Origin of the sequence: Novosphingobium sp. ST904, assembly GCF_001298105.1 — a bacterium.
Lineage (GTDB): Bacteria > Pseudomonadota > Alphaproteobacteria > Sphingomonadales > Sphingomonadaceae > Novosphingobium.
Genome location: NZ_LGJH01000166.1, coordinates 141,415 through 159,364, shown reverse-complemented (window position 1 = coordinate 159,364; position 17,950 = coordinate 141,415). Strand labels below are relative to the sequence as shown.

General features: G+C 63.6%; 17 protein-coding genes and 1 tRNA gene. 10 read left to right on the top strand and 8 right to left on the bottom strand.

Features of this window, described 5'->3' with window-relative positions; genetic code table 11:
- Positions 1–20: 20 nt before the first annotated feature.
- A complete protein-coding gene (locus ADT71_RS28760; RefSeq protein WP_054442121.1) occupies positions 21–1,115 on the bottom strand; it encodes a TauD/TfdA family dioxygenase in 1,095 nt (364 codons plus the stop codon).
- A gap of 236 nt (positions 1,116–1,351) precedes the next feature.
- On the opposite strand from ADT71_RS28760, the gene ADT71_RS28755 reads away from it, so the two are divergent.
- From ADT71_RS28755 to ADT71_RS28715, 9 genes are all read left to right on the top strand, one after another.
- Positions 1,352–2,047 carry an ImuA family protein gene (locus tag ADT71_RS28755; RefSeq protein WP_054442120.1) on the top strand — a complete coding sequence of 232 codons (696 nt, stop codon included), beginning with the start codon at positions 1,352–1,354 and terminating at the stop codon, positions 2,045–2,047.
- Positions 1,965–2,465 (top strand): hypothetical protein, encoded by a 501-nt coding sequence (locus ADT71_RS36135; RefSeq protein ID WP_369818365.1) that lies wholly within the window; start codon positions 1,965–1,967, stop codon positions 2,463–2,465. Before ADT71_RS28755 ends, ADT71_RS36135 begins: the two co-directional genes overlap by 83 nt.
- Positions 2,462–3,466, top strand: coding sequence for a DUF6504 family protein (locus ADT71_RS31770; RefSeq protein WP_369818364.1), 1,005 nt, complete (start codon positions 2,462–2,464; stop codon positions 3,464–3,466). Before ADT71_RS36135 ends, ADT71_RS31770 begins: the two co-directional genes overlap by 4 nt.
- Positions 3,463–6,720 carry an error-prone DNA polymerase gene (locus tag ADT71_RS28740; protein ID WP_054442117.1) on the top strand — a complete coding sequence of 1,086 codons (3,258 nt, stop codon included), beginning with the start codon at positions 3,463–3,465 and terminating at the stop codon, positions 6,718–6,720. The genes ADT71_RS31770 and ADT71_RS28740 overlap by 4 nt, the downstream gene beginning before the upstream one ends.
- A 203-nt stretch (positions 6,721–6,923) precedes the next feature.
- Positions 6,924–8,084, top strand: coding sequence for a tyrosine-type recombinase/integrase (locus tag ADT71_RS28735; protein ID WP_054442116.1), 1,161 nt, complete (start codon positions 6,924–6,926; stop codon positions 8,082–8,084).
- Between the two features lie 271 nt (positions 8,085–8,355).
- Positions 8,356–8,946, top strand: coding sequence for a hypothetical protein (locus ADT71_RS31765; protein WP_132468641.1), 591 nt, complete (start codon positions 8,356–8,358; stop codon positions 8,944–8,946).
- A 131-nt stretch (positions 8,947–9,077) separates the two neighbouring features.
- A complete protein-coding gene (locus ADT71_RS28725) occupies positions 9,078–9,269 on the top strand; it encodes a helix-turn-helix domain-containing protein (RefSeq protein ID WP_054442114.1) in 192 nt (63 codons plus the stop codon).
- Positions 9,262–9,657: a hypothetical protein gene (locus ADT71_RS28720; RefSeq protein WP_082370621.1), complete on the top strand. Its 396-nt coding sequence runs from the start codon at positions 9,262–9,264 to the stop codon at positions 9,655–9,657. The genes ADT71_RS28725 and ADT71_RS28720 overlap by 8 nt, the downstream gene beginning before the upstream one ends.
- A gap of 84 nt (positions 9,658–9,741) precedes the next feature.
- Positions 9,742–10,257: a hypothetical protein gene (locus ADT71_RS28715; RefSeq protein WP_054442113.1), complete on the top strand. Its 516-nt coding sequence runs from the start codon at positions 9,742–9,744 to the stop codon at positions 10,255–10,257.
- Positions 10,258–10,388: 131 nt separating this feature from the next.
- On the opposite strand, the gene ADT71_RS28710 is transcribed toward ADT71_RS28715, so the two are convergent.
- Together ADT71_RS28710 and ADT71_RS28705 are read right to left on the bottom strand one after the other, a co-directional pair.
- Positions 10,389–10,946 (bottom strand): hypothetical protein, encoded by a 558-nt coding sequence (locus ADT71_RS28710; protein ID WP_054442112.1) that lies wholly within the window; start codon positions 10,944–10,946, stop codon positions 10,389–10,391.
- Between the two features lie 466 nt (positions 10,947–11,412).
- Positions 11,413–11,489 (bottom strand) — tRNA-Arg (locus ADT71_RS28705).
- Positions 11,490–11,647: 158 nt separating this feature from the next.
- Between ADT71_RS28705 and ADT71_RS28700 the strand changes: the two genes are divergently transcribed.
- On the top strand, positions 11,648–12,148 hold the full coding sequence (locus tag ADT71_RS28700; RefSeq protein WP_054442111.1) for an MmcB family DNA repair protein: 501 nt from the start codon (positions 11,648–11,650) through the stop codon (positions 12,146–12,148).
- Positions 12,149–12,203: 55 nt separating this feature from the next.
- Here ADT71_RS28700 and ADT71_RS28695 read toward each other — a convergent pair whose 3' ends face one another.
- The 5 genes from ADT71_RS28695 to ADT71_RS28675 form a co-directional block, all read right to left on the bottom strand.
- Positions 12,204–13,001 carry a LytTR family DNA-binding domain-containing protein gene (locus ADT71_RS28695; protein ID WP_054442110.1) on the bottom strand — a complete coding sequence of 266 codons (798 nt, stop codon included), beginning with the start codon at positions 12,999–13,001 and terminating at the stop codon, positions 12,204–12,206.
- Between the two features lie 46 nt (positions 13,002–13,047).
- Positions 13,048–14,211: a sensor histidine kinase gene (locus ADT71_RS28690; RefSeq protein WP_054442109.1), complete on the bottom strand. Its 1,164-nt coding sequence runs from the start codon at positions 14,209–14,211 to the stop codon at positions 13,048–13,050.
- A gap of 64 nt (positions 14,212–14,275) precedes the next feature.
- The gene (locus tag ADT71_RS28685; RefSeq protein ID WP_054442108.1) at positions 14,276–14,974 is read right to left on the bottom strand and encodes a DsbA family protein; all 699 of its coding nucleotides are present in this window, start codon (positions 14,972–14,974) and stop codon (positions 14,276–14,278) included.
- A 37-nt stretch (positions 14,975–15,011) separates the two neighbouring features.
- A complete protein-coding gene (locus tag ADT71_RS28680; RefSeq protein ID WP_054442107.1) occupies positions 15,012–16,373 on the bottom strand; it encodes a M48 family metalloprotease in 1,362 nt (453 codons plus the stop codon).
- 109 nt (positions 16,374–16,482) lie between these two features.
- Positions 16,483–17,886, bottom strand: coding sequence for a hypothetical protein (locus ADT71_RS28675; RefSeq protein WP_054442106.1), 1,404 nt, complete (start codon positions 17,884–17,886; stop codon positions 16,483–16,485).
- Positions 17,887–17,950: the final 64 nt, after the last annotated feature.

Genomic DNA, 17,950 nt, shown 5'->3' with positions numbered 1-17,950 from the left:
GCCCCCCTGCATTCCCTTCATCAGCTCATCAGGCGCGGCACCGAGACGGAGAACACGTCGAAGTGCCCATCGGGATGCTCTTCCTTCCCGTCACGCGGCGCGGCGCGGTGCTGGACGACACCGTTCTTGCCGAAACCGTCCACCACCGGACGCCCGGCATCGCGGCTCAGCCAAAGGCGCAGGAGATGGCGCTTGCGCTGCGGCTCGGGCCAGTCCCAGAACGTGGTGCGGGCATGGAGCGCGGCGTAGTTGGAAAGCCACTGGATGTCGCCGGGGCGGAAATCCATCTCGATCGCCATGCCCTCTTCGTAAGTGATCGTATCGAAGAGTTCGAGCACCTCGATCTGCTCGGGCGTCAGCTTGGGCACGCCTTCGTATTCCTGCGCGGTGAGGATATAGAGCGAACCCGCATACATCGAGAACACCCCGTCCACGAGGCTGACGATCGGCGAGGTATAGGTATCCGCCGGGGCATTGTGGTCCTGACGGCGCCAGTCCCAGTGGAAGGGTTCGAGCAGCAGCGGCGCCAGATCGGGGCGGCGGCGCAGGATCTCGTTGTAGATTTCGGCACCGGAAACGAGGCAGGAAAGCCCGCCCTCCTTGGCCGGACGCAGGCACATGAGCGCGACGATATCCGAGCTGTCCGAATGATAGACCAGCTTGTCGCGTACCTTGGAGGACAGCGCGGTGGGATCGTCCATGGTCTTGTCGCTGGTGGCGTAGACGTGGTCGATCAGGTCGCCCATCTCGTTCTGGCGGATCGGATCGCCCATATGCAGGCCGAGCACGTAGTAGATCGCGTTAGACAGGGCATCCGAATAGAGCTGGGTGCGCAGGCCCCGGACCAGCACGAAACCGCGCCCATAGTCCACGTCCGCGCCCCATGATTCGACGGCATCGGCACAGGCGACCAGCGGATATTCCTCGGCAGTGACGGTGCGCAGGTCCGGGTTCTCGGCCAGGAAGCGGGTACCCAGCTGCTCCAGTTCGGCAACCTGATCGTCCGAGAGCATGTAGATCCACTCGTCGGTAGCGGCCAGTCGGTCTCCGCGCCATGCGGCAGCAGTGGTGACGGGCGGGACGGCCTCCAGCGGCGCGGGAGCGGAACTGGCCATGCTTCGTGAGTCCTTCTCTGGGTCGGTAGCTATGCCGGAGACCCTAGGCGGAATGCCACAATGTGACTTGGCGAGCGATGCCCGAAACCTTTTCCCCATGCGCATCCCATGATCGAACGGACTTCGATTGCGCAGGACAGAAATAGAACATAATATGAACATATGTTCGATTCGAGTCGCCTCAAACGTGCCGCGAGCCTCGTGCAGCCCTCTCTTGAGGGCTGGCCCGAGCGCCTTTGCAGCAGGACGGCGTTCACGAATTCTACGCCGCCGGCGCTCAGGACGGCAGCGCCGCACTCGCCCTGGCCCTGCTTTGCGTGGTTCAGGGCACGGTCCAGGGATGCAGGCCAAGCGGACCGCTGATCTGGCTGCGTCTGGCAAAGGGCAAGCAATCCCGGCAGCGCCCTTATGCGCCCGGCCTTGTCGAACTCGGCATCGATCCCGCCGCGATAGTGCTGATGCGCCTGCCCGATATCCAGAGCCTGCTGCGCGCGGGTGTGGACTGCGTGCGGCACGGCGGCGCGGCAGCGGTGGTGATGGAGATGGACGGGCGCGCGCCCACCTTCGATCTTACCGCTTCCCGCCGTCTCGCGCTGGCGGCGGAACAGAGCGGCACCATGGTGATGATCGTGCGCAGCGGCGCCGAACCGACGCCCAGCGCCGCCCATACCCGCTGGCAAGTGGCCAGCGCGCCCTCGGTCCCCCTGCCCGCCGATGCACCGGGAGGTCCGGTGTTCGACATTACCCTGCTGCGCCGGCGCGGCGGGCGAGAGGGACTCAACCTGCAACTGGAATGGGATCGTGAGCGAGGCACCTTCCGAGCACCGATACCTGGCCGAGCGCCGATACTTGGCCGAGCGCCGCTATCTGGCGATCTATCTGCCCTTCCTGCCGTCCGAACGGGCGATGCGGGAAGGCGCAGCGCCGCCTGACGCGGCTTTCGCCCTCATCGCGAAGCAACGCGGGGCGCAGCGCATCATGGCACTGTCCCCCGCCGCGCTCTCGCTCGGCCTTTCGGCGGGGATGATGCTGGCCGACGCCCGCGCGCAGGAACCCGACCTTGTCGCGCTGGAGCATCGCCCCGAAGCGGACAATGCCCTGCTGCTGCGCGTGGTCGAGGCCTGCGAGCGTTACACGCCGATGGTCGCCCCCGATGGCGAGGACGCAATGGTGCTAGACCTCACCGGCTGCTTCGACAGTCTGGAAATGGACGAAACCGGCGTGCGGAACGATCTCGTAACCCGCCTCTCCCGGCTGGGTCTGCGCGCACTGGCCGCCTCAGCCGCAACCCCGGATGCGCGCTCGCGCTCGCCCGCTTCGGCAAGACCAGCTTGCGCGAACTGCCGGTGAGCGCGCTCGCCCTGGGAGAAGACGCCCACCTCGCCCTGCGACGGGCGGGGCTGCGCACTGTCGGACAACTCGCGGACCGCCCCCGCGCGCCTCTCGCCGCCCGGTTCGGCAAAGCCATGTCGATAGCCCTCGCCCGCCTGCTGGAGGAGCAGGATCGGCGCATCACCCCGCACCGCACCCTGCCCCCGATCTGGGTGGAGCAGCGTTTCGCCGAACCGATGGCAACGGTCAAACCCCTGCTCGGCGTGATCGAATGGCTGGCCGGACAGGCGCGGGATCTGCTCGTCGCGCGCGGACGCGGGGGGCGGCGCTACGAAGTCTCCCTGTTTCGCACCGACGGTCATATCGCCCGGCTGGCGGTAGACAGCGGCTTGCCCCTGCGCGAACCCGCCGATGTCGTGCGGCTGTTCCGCGAACGCATCGAATCGCTGGCCGATCCGCTCGATCCGGGATTCGGCTACGACCTGCTACGCCTTTCCGTTCCGCTGCATGAAGACGTATCGGAGGGACAGGTACGGCTGGATGAAGAAACCTCCGGCAAGCCGGACCTCGCCCCCCTGCTGGACCGCTTGCAGGTACGCTTCGGGGCCGAATGCCTTCACCGCTTCGCCCCGCGCGATGAACATTTGCCGGAATATGCAGACCGCCTCGTACCCGCCGCCTCGGCCCCACAATCCTGGCCCCAGCCGGAAGTGGGCGAACCGCCCCTGCGCCCGCTGTTCCTGTTCGACCCGCCCCAGCCTGTCACCGTCCTGGCCGAAGTGCCCGACGGCCCCCCGCGCCGGTTCGGCTGGCAGGGCCGGCAACATCGGGTCGTACGGCAGGAAGGACCGGAGCGCCTCGCCTATCCCTGGTGGAAGACGGTCGAGGCCACAGGCCCCACCCGCGACTACTATCGGATAGAGGACGAGGACGGCCGCCGCTTCTGGCTGTTCCGCCACGGCCTTTACGGCAGCGAGAAGACCGATCCCCGCTGGTATCTGCACGGCGTCTTCGCATGAGTGCGGACACGCCGCCTTATGTCGAATTCGCCACGACGACGGCCTATTCGTTCCTGCGCGGCGCCAGCACACCGGGTGAGATGACGCTCTGGGCCATGGCCCTCGGCCACCCCGGTATCGGCATCGCCGATCGTAATACCGTGTCCGGCGTCGCCCGCGCCCTCGCCGCGCTGCGCAAGTTCGCGGAAAAGGCCGAGGCGGAGGGCGAGACCCTGCCCGATTTCCGCCTCATGGTCGGCGCAAGGCTGGTCTTTGCCGACGACACGCCCGAAATCCTGGCTTATCCGACCACCCGCTACGGCTGGGGCCGCCTGACTCGCCTGCTCACCACCGGCAACTTGCGCACGACCAAGGGCAACTGCGTACTGCACCTCGACGACCTGCTCGCCTTCCTGGAGGACATGCAACTGATCGTCGCCACGCCCGCCTCAGACGACCTCTTGCGCCGACTCTGGGATGCAGCCCCCGGCAAGGTGTGGCTGGGTGCGACGATGCTGCGTCAGGGCCGCGACGCCCGCCGCTTAATGGCCCTGCGCGAACAGGCCGCCATGACCGGCGTGCCGCTGATCGCCATCAACGACGCGCAATACGACAAGCCAGAGAACCGCCCCCTCCACGACGTCATGACCGCGATCCGCGAGAAAACCACGGTGCAGGCCGCCGGCCGCCGTCTCGCCGCCAATGCCGAACGGCACCTGAAACCCGCTGCCGAAATGGCACGCCTCTTCGCCGCCGCCCCCGAAGCGATCGCCGCCACCCAGGACTTCATGAACGGCATCGCGTTCAAGCTCGACGACTTGCGTTACCAATACCCGCACGAGCCGGTGCCCTATGGCTATACCGCGCAAGGCTGGCTGACCGAACTTGTCTGGAGCCGGGCAAGCGACCTCTATCCGCAAGGCATTCCCGACAAGCTGACCGGGCTGCTCGCCGGGGAACTGGAGATCATCGGGAAGCAGCAGTACGCCGCCTACTTCCTCACCGTCCACGATATCGTCCAATGGGCGCAAGGGCAGGGCATCCTCTGCCAGGGGCGCGGCTCGGCGGCCAATTCCGCTGTCTGCTTCATCCTCGGGGTCACGGCCGTCGATCCCGTGAAACACAGCCTCCTGTTCTCCCGCTTCATCTCCACCGAGCGCAAGGAACCGCCGGATATCGACGTCGATTTCGAGCACGAGCGACGTGAAGAGGTGATGCAGTACATCTACAAGCGCTACGGCCGGGACCGCGCCGGGATCGCCGCCACGGTGATCCACTACCGCTCGCGCAGCGCCGCCCGCGACACCGGCAAGGCGCTGGGCCTGAGCGAGGACGTAACCGCCCGTCTCGCCAGCACTGTCTGGGGCAGCTACGCCGCCAAATACGATCGGAACCGCTGCCTCGAAGCCGGACTCGACCCCGACAACCCGACGATCGCGCGGGTCAATCGCTTCACCGAAGCGATTCTGGAGTTCCCCCGCCACCTTTCCCAGCATGTCGGCGGCTTCGTCCTGACTCAGGACCGGCTCGACGAGACCGTGCCGATCCACAACGCCGCCATGGAAGACCGCACCTTCATAGAATGGGACAAGGACGACATCGACACGCTCGGCCTGATGAAGGTCGATATCCTGGCGCTCGGCATGCTGACCTGCATCGGCAAGGCTTTCGCGATGATCGAGACTCACATCGGCCGCCAGTATCAGCTGAACTCGGTGCCGGGTGACGAGGAAGACCACAGGAACAACCCACCCCATGTCCGCGCCGTCTACGAGATGCTCCAGCGCGGCGACAGCATCGGCGTCTTCCAGGTCGAGAGCCGCGCGCAGATGAACATGTTGCCCCGGCTGAAACCGGAGAATTTCTATGATCTGGTCATTCAGGTCGCCATCGTTCGGCCCGGCCCGATTCAGGGGGACATGGTCCATCCCTATCTGCGCCGCAGGCAAGGGATCGAGAAGGTGGAATTTCCTTCTCCCGCCCCGCCGCATGACCCCAGGGAACTCCACGAGGTGCTAGGCAAGACACTGGGCGTTCCCCTGTTCCAGGAACAGGCGATGAGGCTGGCCATCACCGCCGCGAACTTTTCCGATGCCGAAGCCAACCAGCTCCGCCGCGCCATGGCGACCTTCCGCAATCTCGGCACCATCGACTCCCTGCGCGGCAAAATGGTCGGCGGGATGATCGCACGCGGATACCAGCAGGACTTCGCCGAGCGCTGCTTCAGGCAGATCGAGGGTTTCGGCAGTTATGGCTTCCCGGAAAGCCATGCCCTCGCCTTCGCGCGGCTGGTGTGGGTCTCGGCCTATATCAAACACCACTACCCGGCCGTTTTCGCCGCAGCCTTGCTCAATTCGCAGCCCATGGGCTTCTACGCCCCGGCCCAGATCGTGCGCTGCGCACAGGAGCACGGCGTGGAAGTCCGCCCCGTCGATGCGAACCAAAGCGAATGGGATTGCACGCTGGAGCGGAATGCGAAAGGCAAACTCGCGCTGCGGCTGGGCCTGCGCCAGATCAGCGGATTTCGCGAGGATTGGGCCGACGGTATCAAGGCGCACCGCCCTTACACCAACCTCGAAGACCTCGCCCGGCGTGCCGGCCTGCCCCAGCGTGCGCTCAACCTTCTGGCCGATGCCGATGCCTTGCGATCGATCGGTCTGGACCGGCGTGAAGGCCTGTGGGAAGCGCGCCGCACACCTATCGGAGAGTTGCCGCTTTTCGCCGCCGCCCGCGCCCGCGAACTGGGTGAGGAGCCGCCTGCGGCCCTGCCCGCCATGCCGCTTTCCGAACAGGTCGCGGCCGACTACCAGACGACGCGCCTCTCGCTGAAGGCCCATCCGATGAGCTTCCTGCGCCCGTTCTTCGCGGCAGAAGGCGTACTGAGATGCACTGAACTGGCACAGAAGAAGGGCAAGCACGTCAAAGTCGCCGGAGTCGTGCTGGTTCGTCAGCGTCCTGGAGAGGGCAATGCGATCTTCGTCACGCTGGAGGATGAAGAAGGGATCGCCAACGTGGTGATCTGGGCCCGGCTGTTCGAAACCTATCGCCGCGAAGTCATGGCCGCGCGGCTCATGGTAGTGGAGGGTATCGTCCAGGTCAGCCCCGAAGGCGTCGTCCACCTCATGGCCCAGCGCATCCACGATCGCTCCGCGGAACTGGCCCGGCTGTCCGAAGTTCACGAAACCGACCCGCCACTCTCGCGCGCCGATGAGGTGGTGCGCCCGCAGCATCCGCGCAATGTGCGAATCCTGCCGCGATCACGCGACTTTCACTGAACCGTCGATGGAGGAAATGGTGCACCCGACAGGATTCGAACCTGTGGCCTCTGCCTTCGGAGTGCAGAGAATCTGGACATTCGCGGATCGCGTGGAACAATGAAAGCACTGGAATAGCGCTGTTTCGCATCCCCGCTTGTTTCCATACATCCCCATATGTATTCCATACTCGTTCCATACGAGATTGAGTGAGGTAGCAGGCGATGGCGTTGGACCTGAGCAAAGTGGGCAATCGCGACCGGCTGAAAGCGCAACGTGAACCGCATTGGCAACGTCTCCGCGCCGGCTGTTTCCTTGGCTTCCGTCCATCCAAGCGCGGCGGCAAAGGCACATGGATTGCCCGCGCCTATGACGAGGATGCAGGCAAGTATCAGGTCAAGTCGCTGGGCGACTTCGGCACGCTACCGGGAAACGAGATGTTCGCCGCAGCGAAGCGCGAGGCCGAGAAGCTGGCGGAGTTGGTGGAATCGGGTGGGAAAATTCGCGCCAAGATGGAAACCGTTGCCGATGCCTGCCGCGAATATGCCAAGGATAGACCGGAGGCAGAAAGGCGGTTTCACCGCTATATCTATGGCGACGCCATCTCCAAAGTGAAGCTGGACAAGTTGCGCCGTCGTCATGTGCGGGAATGGCGCGACCGGCTGGAAGCGCAACCCGCATTGGTGAGCCGGCGAAGGAAGGGGGATCCAGTCGAGCGGGATCGGGCACCATCCACCGTTAACCGGGATATGGCCGTGCTGCGAGCCGCCTTGAGGAAGGTTCTCTCTCCCGGCGCTCCGAACAGCGAGGCGGCATGGCAGGAGGCCTTGAAGGCCATTCCCAACGCCAACGGACGGCGCACCCTATATCTGGACCGCAAGCAGCGCCGGAAGCTGATCGACAACACCGATGCCGAGGCGGCGCCGTTCGTGCGTGCCCTTTGCCTCCTGCCGCTTCGCCCCGGCGCGATGGCGGCGTTGACGGCTGGCGACTTCGACAAGCGCACGGCGGAACTGACAATCGGCAAAGACAAGACCGGCAAGGCGAGGCGCATCCAGTTGCCGCAAGAGGCTGCCCAACTGCTCGCCAATCAGGCCAAGGGCAAGCTGCCTGCCGCTCCGCTGTTCATGCGAGCAAATGGCAAGGCATGGGACAAGGATAGCTGGAAAAGGCCCATCGCCGCCGCCGTGACCGCTGCCGAATTGCCAGCCGATGCGACTGCCTACACCTTGCGGCACAGCACCATCACCGACCTTGTGAGCGCGGGCTTGCCATTGCTCACCATCGCGCAGATTTCGGGCACCAGCGCCGAAATGATCGAACGGCATTATGGGCACCTTGCCAGCGATGCAGCGGTCAAGGCTCTCGGGGAACTTGCTCTATGAGCAACACTCCTCCTCATCAAAAAAATGACCCTGCGGAAGAAACGGAAGGCGGCAGAGCCGCTGCCTTACTTTAGCCATGGCAAAGCCTCGCAATCGCCCCGACACCGTGAATACGGCCTACTTTCAGAATGTAACCCCACTATGGGTTGCCCCAGGTAGAGCACCAATCCCAGAGCACTTTCATCCCGCGTCGTTTTCGCTGGCTGATTGGGCTGGCCCTAATTGGCCCGACAATGACTTATCGGGCTATTTTCCGCTGAGGGACTATCTCATGGATGCTTCCAAGCGCTGGAAGGCCTACGACTGGCAAGCTGATGTGGATCTGATTGCCAGCCGAAAGCGAGGCGTGAAGCACCGAGAAGCGCTGGCAAAGGCTACGCGAGCATTTCGGCAGGCGATAAGCAGATCAGAGGGCAGAAAGGCAGAGCGTAACTTGGGAATCTCCATTGCGGCTGCGTTGTGCCCAGAGGCCCAAATCGAAATGACGTACGAAGACGGTTGCAACGCCGTCGCGAACGCACTCCGAGATTTTGAAAAGCAGTCATTGCGCCCTGACCGCTTCCCGGTGCGATTCGGCCCGCTACTTTACGATGCATTCCCTGCGCGCCTTCCCGAACGTGAGATTGCCGTCGCGCTGGTGCTTGCAGACTTCGCTACAGGATTTCGCAAGGACGAACATCGAGCCGGCGGAATCCACTTCCCAAGAGCACCGATGTTGTCTCCCATCCTTCCGTGGAAAGCGATTGCCGAGTTTGCGACGGCATTTTCCGATGATGCAAAGGTGGCAATCGATCCCGAAAACGTTGCAATGCGGGTGAAAAATCTGTGCGGCAAGGTCGGACGAATACTGCGCTATCCCTGATTGCCGCAACGAGCGCGCAAATTTTCGGTCCCTCATTGATCCAATTTCCGACCGGTTCGGTGGAATGAACGGACATGCCCTGAGGCACTGCGCAATTCCGCGACGTCCTTACAGCGGCATGGGAACCAGCAATGACCCAACTGTTGACGGTGGCGGAATTCAAGGACCGCTACAAAATCAGCCACAGCTCCTTTTATCGCGAGGTGGCCGCCCATCGCATCCCGATCAGGAAAATTGGCCGAGCAACGCGCATCTCGGTTGCCGATGCCGAAGTGTGGGCAGCCAGCCTACCGACGCACGGCGGGGAGTTATCCAATGGATGACTTGTTTGAAGATGCCCCCAGCGCCGCAGCAACGGCTCTGGGGGCAAGTGACAACGGCTCGGGAGCCAATGAACCGGGTTTGCCCTATCATGCGCCCCAGCCGCCCTTCAAGCGGCTTGTCGTGAAGGCCACCGGGCCGGAGGATCAGCCAATCACCGTGACGGGCCAGACCGCCCGAACGCTCCTCGCACTGGTCAAGGCCGGGGCTGCTGGCGTGACAGCACTGGAAATCGCTTCCTGGGCCTTCCGTCTGTCTCACTACATCATGGTCCTGCGCCACAAGCACCGGCTGGCAATCCCGATGCTCTGGGAGGCCCACGAAGGCGGCAAGCATGGGCGATACGTCCTGTGCTCAGCCGTAACGCTCCTGACAATCATTTCAGACTGACAGACGGGAACGAGGCGGGGCGGCTGGCAACTGTCGCCCCGTTTCCTTTCACCGGATCAACCCCGCTGCCGGGAGTAACTTGCCGTGCGCAAGCGACGGAACAAACCAAACCAGACTGGCCGCAACCCCACCTCGCGCTTTGCGCGGCTGGATCACCGCCTGTTGAACTCGCCAGCCTATCGCGCGCTCAGCGTTGCCGCCCGCGCCCTCCTCGTCGAACTGACAATGCTCGACAACGGCGAGAACAACGGGAGCCTCTATCTCAGCATTCGTGATGCAGCGGGACGTCTTGGTATGGCCGATCTAACTGCCGTCCGCAGCGCATTTGATGAGTTGCAGGAACTCGGCTTTGTCGAGATGACCGAAGACGCCTCTTTCCACATCAAAGCCGCTGAGAAGTCCCGTGCTCGATGCTGGAGATTGACCTGGCTGGCCGGTCCTGGTCGCAAGGGTCCCTCGATGGCATTTATGGAACATCAGCCGCAGCCGGGCACCAAAGCACACAAGCGGATGGAACGCGGAATGCGTGCACTGAAGGCGTATCGGAAGGACCGAGATTCAGGCAGAATGCCGGTACTGGATTCCGATACGTTGGACTGAGACTGAAAGAATTGTCGTTCATCGCGGTATTGGATACCGATATGCTGACAAGCAAAAACGCCGGAAATCAGCCAATTGGCATTGTGTCGGATTCCAACTCACATATAGCTGCTACCATGGGTAGGGCTGCACTATGGCCGAGCACCGTCGCAGTCATCAACCGCTTGGCGCATGGCGGCCCAGCCCGTGAAGTCTAGCACGCCCCTTGTTTCGTGGTATCCGAACCGGACGGCTGGATATTCCCAACTGCTGACATTCACCTCCACAAGGTCACTGTCGCTGAATGCCTCGTCCCCCTTGTCGATGTCCCAAAATTTCGCTCCCTCACGCCGAATTTGGACCATAGAATTTTCGAAGTCGGCGCCCTTCCAGTAGTAGAGCACCCCGCCTTGATGCTTCCAAATCGTGATATAGGGTTCGCCAAATCCAAACATGGTCCCGGCGCCTATCGGGAACGGGTGCACCTTTCCGCGAGCAGACTTGACGGCCCGGCACTCCACGCTTGATCTTGTTTCGATCCGCCAGAGCCGCCACCCGTTTTCGACCCTTAGAAGTTTGAAGTAGATCCCTTCGTCTACTTCTCGCTCCTCACCGATCGACCAGCGTTGACCTACGGGAATGGCAGCCTGCACGGGCTGAGCCATGCAAACCACGGTGGCGGCCATAACGACATTCAATGCATTCTTCACAGGCGAGCCCCCTCATCTGCTGGCATCCGTTCCAAATGCTCGGCGCGTCCGCCATCGCTAGACTGGAACTTGTAACTGTCAGCATAATGCCGACTAGCATCACGGCGAGAAAGAGCGGTCTCAACTCGCTTGTCTGCGACGAACCCAACTAGGTAGGACCCTTGATTTTGTGGCTCGCTCCCATTGCGAAAGCCAGCCGCCTTCGAGCCTCGACGCGATAACGCCAATGGCGCCCGAACAAAGGCGGGCAACCGTGATTCTCAAAGGCAGTCGATTCGGGATCGATTGAGAGCCTAGCGTCGTCAAAAACCCTGCCGTTTCCGCCAAGGTAATCGAGTGGAGCGCGTATCTGGCAATGCTACTTCAACCGGTAGGTCGCACCGGGTTGGTGAGGGTATTGTCCCCCCTCGTTTTCCATACTCATTCCATACAGAATGACTGACGATGATCTAAGTCATTGAAAAACTGGTGCACCCGACAGGATTCGAACCTGTGGCCTCTGCCTTCGGAGGGCAGCGCTCTATCCAGCTGAGCTACGGGTGCAGTGCTGGGGCGACTAGCAGAGCCTGCGGAGGACTACCAGCGCCAAATCAATCCATATCGTCATGGGCTTGGGAAAACATGGGGACGGATATCCCTCCGCCCCGCGCATACCCGCAGGGATCGCTTGAAAGTTCCCTCTATGTTCTTATGATGAAGGCATGGCCGACGCTGATTCCCCCCTCGCACCGCCGCTGACCTCGTTCGTTGCCAACGACGTCGCACGCGGAATCGGGCGACTTTTCGCCCGCAACGATATCTGGTGCCTGTCGGAAATGCCGCTGCGCTGCGGGCGCCGGGCGGATCTCATGGGGATCGACGCCAAGGGCCATGTCATCATCGTCGAGATAAAGGTATCCCGCGCCGACCTGCTCGGCGACGGGAAGTGGACCGACTATCTCGACTATTGCGACCGTTTCTACTGGGGCCTGCCGCCCTCGATCGACCGTGCGCCGCTGGAAACCGAGGCTTTTCTGCCGGAGCAATGCGGGGTGATCGTGGCCGACGGTTATGACGCGGAAATCCTGCGCCCTGCCCCGCTGCGCCAGCTTGCCGCCGCCCGTCGCAAGGTGGAGACGGAAAGGCTCGCGCGCGCATCGCTCCGGCGACTCGTCACGCTCGGTGATCCGCAGACGCTCAAATGGGGCAACGAGACGGCGTGAAAATGCAGGGCCTCACGGCCCCGCATTTCCCGAATTCGAAAGCGGCGCTACCGGCTCAGTGAACGAAGCGCGCGATGACGTCGCGATAGGAACGGCTGACTTTCACCTGCGCGCCCGAATCGAGCACGAGGAAGCATTCGCCGTTGGTGTGCGGCTTGACCTGGCGAACCTGGTTGAGGTTGACGATGGTCGAGCGGTGAACGCGCTGGAACACGCGCGGGTCCAGGCGGCGTTCGAGATCCTTCATCGTTTCGCGCAGGATCAGCGAATTGTCGGCGGTGCGGATGCACATGTAATCGCCGGCGGCCTCGATATGCTCGATCGAATCGACATCGATGCGGAAGATCTGGCCGCGATCCTTGATGTTGATGAGCTTCTCGTAGCGGTCCGCGTTGGGATCGGCTTCCTCGGGGATGTGATCGATCGCATCGGGCGCCACTTCGGCCAGCACCGTCTTGAGCTTTTCCGCCTCGTCCGACGAACGCTTCTCGGCAAGGCGCTGGCGCACGCGGGCGAGGGTATCGTCGAGCTTGGTCTCGTCCACCGGCTTCATCAGGTAGTTCACCGCGTTCGCCTCGAAGGCGCGGACGGCATGTTCCTGATAGGCGGTTACGAAGACGAACAGCGGCGGTTCGATCTCCATGACCCCCTTCACCACCGAGAAACCGTCGAAACCGGGCATCTGGATGTCGAGGAAGACGAGGTCGGGCTTTTCGGTCTTGATCTTGCGGATGGCCTCGCGGCCGTTCGAGCAGGTGTCGATGATCTCGACATCAGGATACTTCTCCAGACGAAGCTGAAGGCCCTGGATGGCGAGTTTCTCGTCGTCGACGAGGATCGTGCGAATGGTCATCAGTTACTTTCTCCGGCCCGGCTAACGCACGTGGGCCAAATATGTTTCATCGCGCGGCGAAAACAGGCTGCCGCGGCTGCTCGATCATGTCTTCCGGGGTGGGTTGGCGCTCGGCGGGAAGTTCGATGAGCACCGCGAAGCCGCCCTCGATCGGTTCGATCGTCTCAAAACGGTGGTGTTCACCATAGGCTTGCGAAAGGCGGTCGCGAATGTTCGCCAGGCCAACGCCGGTGGAGACCGGCTCCCCTCCATCGTAAGTCATGCCCGACAACCTGTTGTCCGTCGTCGGACTTTGCAAGCCCGGCCCGGTGTCCGAGACGGTGATGCGAAGCATCGGCCCGACGAGTTGCGTGGTGATGGTGATCTCAGCCCCGGATTCCTGCGGAGTCACGGCATATTTGATCGAATTTTCCACCAACGGCTGAAGCAGCAGCGAAGGCAGCAGGCAGGTTTCGGTTTCCGGATCGATATGGAAGGTGGTGCGCAGCCGTTCCTCGAATCGCATGAGTTCGATGTCGAGGTAGAGTTCAAGCGTCTCCACCTCGGTTGCCACGGTAACACGTGCCGAGGGCTTGTTCACCAGGGTATAGCGCAGGAACGACGAAAGGCGGCTGAGCATGGCATTGGCCGGCTCGGTCTGCTTGAGCAGGACCAGCGTGGAAATCGAGTTCAGCGTGTTGAACAGGAAGTGCGGATTGAGCTGGTAACGCAGCATCGCAAGCTGGGCCTGCGTTGCCTGGTTCTCCAGCCGGATCATCTGGTCGTTCTGCTCTTCCACCTGAAGGTAGAAATTGATCGCGTAGTAAAGCGCCGACCATGCCCCCAGCAGCGTCGCGTCGAGGTAGAACACCCCGAGGAACAACTGGGTGAAGCTCGCATCGCTGTCCGTTCGGTAGAGCGAGATCACCCAGGCATCGATGAAGGCGTGCAGGCCCACCGCAAACGGCAGGATCAGCGCGGTCAGCCCCCAGGTCACCAGCGCGCGCCGCGTTATCAGCGTGCGATAGACCACCGACAGCACCAGCGAGATCGAGAAGCCGGTGATCGTCGCGATCAGCACCAGCACCAGCGAGGTCAAAGGCTGGGAATTGGCGATCGTGGACATCGTGCGGAGCAGCATGGCGCCACCCCACCCGACGAACTGGAGACGCCAGAAGGCCTTGTCCTTGTTGGCGAAGAAGGGGATCGGTTGGATCGGCAGCACGCTCATGCACGCTTCCTAGCCGAAATCGGTGCCGGGCGGAAACTGCCGAAAATGCGGAAAGGCTCCTTCCTCAACCGCCACGTGCTTCGGACACCGCATCCGATAGCTGGTCCACGCCGACCGCGCCGGAAATCAGCCGCTCACCCGCGACCCAGCTCGGCGTGCCGCTGAAGCCCAGCCGGCTGGCGATTTCGAGGTTGCGCGAAAGCTCCTGCTCCACCGCCGGGCCGGCCGCGACCTTGCGGGCGCGTTCCAGGTCGAGTCCGGCCTGCCGGGCGGCGGCCTCGATGCTCTGCGCATCGACCTGCCCCATGGCGAACATGGCATCGTGGAACTGCGAATACTTGCCTTGCTCGGCGGCGGCGAGCGCCATCTTCGCAGCGGCCGGACTTTCCGGCCCGATGATCGGCAGTTCGCGCACGACGATGCGCAGGTCCGGGTTCTTCTTCAGGAGCTGGGCCACGTCGGGCAGGCTGCGGCGGCAGTAACCGCAGGCATAGTCCGTGAATTCGACCAGCGTAACCTTGCCTTGCGGATTCCCCAGCACCGCGCCGGGGAACGGCGTCTCCACGTTCTGGCGCACGCCGGCAAGTTGCTGGCTGGCCTGCTTGCGCTGCAGGTTCTCCATCGCCTGCGGCAGGATTTCGGGATGTTCGAGGATATAGTCGTGAACGATCTTCTCGATCGCCGGGCGGCCGCCGAACCAACCGCCCACGCCGACCAGAGCGACGCATCCTGCGATCACTGCGAATTTCGTGCCACTACCCATTTGTCTTTTCCAGAATCCCGTAATGTGTCCAGCCGCCCTAGCGGCGCTTCCTGGAACGTTCCAGTTCGGCGCGCGCCTGCATCTCGATATCCTGCGCGCGCAGCCAGTCCGGCGAGCCTGTAGGCAGGCCGGTTTCGGCCGCCTGCGCATTCATCAGCGCGGCATCCATCTGGCCCGTCAGCGATTGCTGTTCGGCGCTGGCGAGCCGGGCGCGCGGCATATCGCCGTTGGCGGCATAGATGGTGCCGAGCTGGTACCATGTGAACGGATTCTCCCGGTCGCGGGCCACCGCGTTCTTCAGCACCGACTGCGCCTCGGCGAAATGGGCCGGGTCTTCGGTGGCGATGAGGGCGTGGCCGAACAGCGTGGCGATCAGCGGCTGGTAGCCGGTCAGTTCGGTCGCCTTGCGCAGCGGCACCAGCGCCTCCGCCGCCTGGCCCGATTCGAGCAGCACCTGCCCCTTCAGTTCCAGGAAATAGGGATCGTCGGGATCGACCATCAGCAAGGCATCGGTTTCGGCACGGGCGCGATCGAGCTGCGACTGGCGGTGATAGGCATAGGCGCGGGCGTAATGCGCGGGCACCGAATTGTCCGTCTCAGGATAGACGCGCAGCACGTCGCGCGGCTCGGCCAGATAGCCGAACAGCTTGGCCTTCATTCGCACGAAGCGCTGTTGCAGCTTGGCATCGTCCGGCTTGGACCAGGCCGGGTCCTTTTCGTAGACGTCCTGCAAGGTCTGGATGCGGTCGCCGGTGAGGGGGTGCGTGGAGTAGAACTCGTCACCGTCCTGCGCCCGGTAGCCGTAGCGGAACTCGAGGTTCTGAAGCTTCTTGAAGAATTCCACCGAACCGCGCCCGCTGATTCCCGCCGTGGACAGGTACTGCGCGCCCGCCGCATCCGCCGAGGCTTCCTGCGAGCGGCTATAGGCGAGGTACTTGCCCATGGCCGCCTGCTGGCCCGCCATGATGACGCCCATCGCCGCTTCGCCGCCGCCCACGGCCGCGGCCGCCGCGCCCAGCAGGAGCGAGAGAATCGAGATATTGGTGGCCGGCTGCGCGCCCTGGTTCAGCACGGCATGGCCGCCGGTGACATGGCCCAGTTCGTGCGCGATCACGCCCTGCACTTCGGCGGCGGTATCGGCCTGGTTGATGAGCCCGCTGTTGACGTAGACCGCCTGCCCGCCCGCCACGAAGGCGTTCACCGAGGAATCGTTGACGAGGACGATATCGACATGGCTGGGGTCGAGCCCCGCCGCCGTGATGAGCGGTCGCGACATGTCCTTGAGCAGGGCTTCTGTTTCCGCGTCGCGCAGGATCGACTGTGCGCTTGCCGGCGCGGCGGACCAGCCGAGCAGCGCCAGGGAACTCAGAACGAGTGCGGCAATTCGCGCGAAGGGCATGCTCTCTCTTGGGGCTTTGCGGCCTGAACCGGTGCTGAAGCGGCGCGTCTCGCGCTTGGCCGCAGCCTAGCGGCGCGCCTCGCCGTTGCAAGGCGCGATCGCGCGCCGTTCAACCGAGCAGGTGGCGGGCGGCCCGGCGAAGCAGGGCCTCGTCATCGCTCACTTCGCCAAGGAAGCGCAGTTCGCCATGCTCGTCCCGGCGCGCGACCAATACGGTGAATTCACCGGACCGGCCGATTTCCTCCTCTGCGCGCGGCGAAAGCCCGCGAAGGCCGCGAACAAGCCGCTCGTGCCGGGAAAGGCTCGGAGACTCCTTCTCCCCCTCCGCGCGGCGAAGGCGGCGCTCGTCGCGCACCAGCGCCTTGATGCCACCTTCCGTCCCGGCGATATGCGCAGCAAGCCTGCCGCATTCGAGGCCGAGCCGCATGCCGTGGGCGATCACGGCGGCAAATTCGGTCAGGCGGGTCTTGTCGTAGTCCGTCCCGAAGACGAGCTTGACCAGCGGAACCAGCGGCGCGCGATCCTGCACCTTGAGACCGGCATCCTCGACAAGCGCGGCAAGGTCCTGCGGTGCATCGGCAGCGGCCAGCGCAAAATCGTAGGCCCTGCCCAGCGCCGCATAAAGCGCCTGCCGCGAACGGTCCTCACTGCCCATGGCAGCCCGCGCCAGTTCGCGCGCGGAAGCCAGCCAGTCCGCCAGTTCCATATCCGCCGTGAGTTCGAGCACATCGGCATCTAACCGGTCCAGATCGAGCACACCGCTGCCGAGCGTGATCGGCGATTCCAGGATTCCTTCGCCGCCGAACGCCACCGGAGGCAGCCGATCCGTCAGCGACAGCACCTGCTCCACCGGCCCGTCGGCCCATTCCCCCAGCAACGCTTCCCGGCGCGGCGGCAGGTCGAGCGGCCCGAGTTCGGCACCGGGTTCGCCCAGCGTCTCGTCCACCGCGCGCATCAGCATGTCCGTGCTCGACTGGTCGGCGAGCTGCTTCCAGTTGATGACGCCGTAGATGCAGTCGATGGCGTCATGCCCGCGCGAAAAGGGCAGCAGGATGCCGCGATAGAGGATCGTCGCCCCGCGCTGGTTGACGAATTCGGCCTCGAACCCGATCGGCGCCTGATTCGCGAGGATCTGCATGTAGTGATCGGTAATGCGCGACAGCAGCGACCGACTCGGCACGTCGTCCAGCCGGTGGATCGCGCCCAGGGCACCGCATTCCCCGGCGAGTTCGGCGCCGAGCCAGGCCACCGCCGGATTCTCGATCCCCGCCGAGAAATCGAGCAGGACGCTGTTGGGGCCGAAATCGGGAAGCGTTTCGGGATGAAGCTGGGCGATATCGGGGAACGGCCGGTCTTCGAGCAGGCTGGCCCAGAAATTGTAGGCCCGCACCTGCATGCGGCGCTCGTCCTGGCCGACCGGCGCAACGATCCGGTCGCGCGCGTCGTCGTCGTCGCCGGAGAATCCCGTCGTCGCCCCGTCCGGATCGGAAAACTGGCCGCGCAACGTATCCATCGAAAGCCCCCGCACATTCAACGGCATCGCTTGTCGCGCAACATGGTGAATTAAAGGTTTAGGC

Coding starts and splice junctions, on each gene's coding strand:
- ADT71_RS28720 (WP_082370621.1), top strand. CDS start 9,262: ATGGATGACTTGTTTGAAGATGCCCCCAGCGCCGCAGCAACGGCTCTG.
- ADT71_RS28695 (WP_054442110.1), bottom strand. CDS start 13,001: ATGACCATTCGCACGATCCTCGTCGACGACGAGAAACTCGCCATCCAG.
- ADT71_RS28700 (WP_054442111.1), top strand. CDS start 11,648: ATGGCCGACGCTGATTCCCCCCTCGCACCGCCGCTGACCTCGTTCGTT.
- ADT71_RS28760 (WP_054442121.1), bottom strand. CDS start 1,115: ATGGCCAGTTCCGCTCCCGCGCCGCTGGAGGCCGTCCCGCCCGTCACC.
- ADT71_RS28735 (WP_054442116.1), top strand. CDS start 6,924: ATGGCGTTGGACCTGAGCAAAGTGGGCAATCGCGACCGGCTGAAAGCG.
- ADT71_RS28690 (WP_054442109.1), bottom strand. CDS start 14,211: ATGAGCGTGCTGCCGATCCAACCGATCCCCTTCTTCGCCAACAAGGAC.
- ADT71_RS28740 (WP_054442117.1), top strand. CDS start 3,463: ATGAGTGCGGACACGCCGCCTTATGTCGAATTCGCCACGACGACGGCC.
- ADT71_RS28725 (WP_054442114.1), top strand. CDS start 9,078: ATGACCCAACTGTTGACGGTGGCGGAATTCAAGGACCGCTACAAAATC.
- ADT71_RS31765 (WP_132468641.1), top strand. CDS start 8,356: ATGGATGCTTCCAAGCGCTGGAAGGCCTACGACTGGCAAGCTGATGTG.
- ADT71_RS28685 (WP_054442108.1), bottom strand. CDS start 14,974: ATGGGTAGTGGCACGAAATTCGCAGTGATCGCAGGATGCGTCGCTCTG.
- ADT71_RS28680 (WP_054442107.1), bottom strand. CDS start 16,373: ATGCCCTTCGCGCGAATTGCCGCACTCGTTCTGAGTTCCCTGGCGCTG.
- ADT71_RS28675 (WP_054442106.1), bottom strand. CDS start 17,886: ATGGATACGTTGCGCGGCCAGTTTTCCGATCCGGACGGGGCGACGACG.